Annotated in this window: 1 protein-coding gene; it reads right to left on the reverse strand. The window is 65.6% G+C overall.

The annotated features are described in order from the left end of the window. Nucleotides 1–1,625 (reverse strand): NB-ARC domain-containing protein (locus tag AWC08_RS32195; RefSeq protein ID WP_244906558.1); only part of this gene is annotated, 1,625 nt, incomplete at both ends.

The following is a 1,625-nucleotide window of genomic DNA, read 5'->3' on the forward strand; positions in this document are numbered from 1 at the left end:
CGGCGAGTTGGCGGTACCAGTCGAGGTGGCGGTGGCGCAGTTCGGTTTGTTCGTGTGAGCTGAGTTGGTGGTGGCCGTATTCACGCAGTGTGGCCAGTTGGCGGAAACACACGACGTCGTCAGCGGGGGTGCGGATGATGATGGATTTGTCCTGCAACGCGCACAGCGTGTCCAGGAGTTTGTCGTCGGGCATGTCCGGGGCGCAGATGTGTTGCACGGCTTGGGGTTCGAAGCAGCCGGCGAACACCGATAACCGCGCCCACAGTTGTCGTTCGATATCGGTGCAGCGCTGGTAGCTCCAGCTGATGCAGTAATCCAGGGTCTGCTGGCGGCTAGGGGCTCCGCGCTTGCTGTGGGAGAGCAGCTTGAACCGGTTGGAGATTCGTGCGGCGATCTGTTCGACGGCCATCGTCCGCAGTAGCGGCGCGGCCAGTTCGATGGCCAGCGGCAGCCCGTCGAGCTGGTTGCAGATCCGCGCCACCGCCAGGGCGTTGCGCTCGGTGAGCGCAAAACTGCGCTGGGTGGCGCGGGCATGCTTGAGAAACAACGCCACGGCGTCGCAGCGGGCCAGCACCTCGTGACTGGGCAGGTGATCGGTGTCGGGAACGGGCAGGGGAGGAACCGCCAGCACCGCTTCGCCATCGACGTCGAGCACTTCGCGGCTGGTCGCCAGAATCTGCAGCCGGGGACAGCCCGCCAGCAGTCTCTGGACGAACTGAGTCGTCGCATCCAGGACGTGTTCGCAGTTATCGAGCACCAGCAGTGCCTGACGGTCGGCGAGCGCTTCGACCATCACCTCGAGCAGCGGGCGGGTGCTTTGATCACGAATGCCCAGGGCAGCGGCGGCCACTTGAGCCAGCAGTTCGCCGTCGCTGAGTTCACCGAGTTCGATCAGCCAAACCCCGCCGTCGAAGTCGGCGAGGCGTTGACGGGCAGCCTGTAAGGCCAGGGTCGACTTGCCGATGCCGCCGATCCCGGTCAGCGTGACCACACGTGAGGCCGCAAACAGCTCGGCCAACTCGTCAAGTTCGGCCTCCCGTCCGACGAACCCGGTCAGCGGCGCGGGGAGATTGCCGCGGGTCGGAGCCCGCACGCCGTGCAGCATCAACTCGGTGATCATCCGGGAAAAGTCGCGGCTGGCAGCGCGTCCGAGCTGGATCGACCACCCCGCCCCCGACACCAGATTCAAAAACGCCTCGGTGAGCCAGACTGCGGTCGCATCAGGACGGAACACGCCTTCGCGTTGGCCACGCAGAAAGAACTCCTCGATCTCGGCGGTGATCTCATCCCAGCCCGCTCTGGACTTTCGGCTCTCCGCTGCCTCGTTTCGGGCGTGCAGCAACGCCACATAGCCGGCTACCGGTTCACAGGCCCCGACCAACCGCCGCAACCCGTCGACCGGTGAACCGTCCTGCCAGCCCGAGGTCTCCAACGCCGCGCGCAGTTCACTGATGGCAAGGCGATCCAGCGCCTCGAGCAACGCCTCGCGCCCAGAGAATTGACGATGCAACGTCGCCCGGCTCACCCCCACCGCGGCCGCAATCTCATCCTGAGAGGCAGCCGGCCGCCGACTGACAAAATCCGCCGCCGCACGCAGCAGGCGCTCACGATTCATCGAGACATCC

The sequence above is a fragment of the Mycobacterium gordonae genome (assembly GCF_002101675.1).
GTDB lineage: Bacteria > Actinomycetota > Actinomycetes > Mycobacteriales > Mycobacteriaceae > Mycobacterium > Mycobacterium gordonae.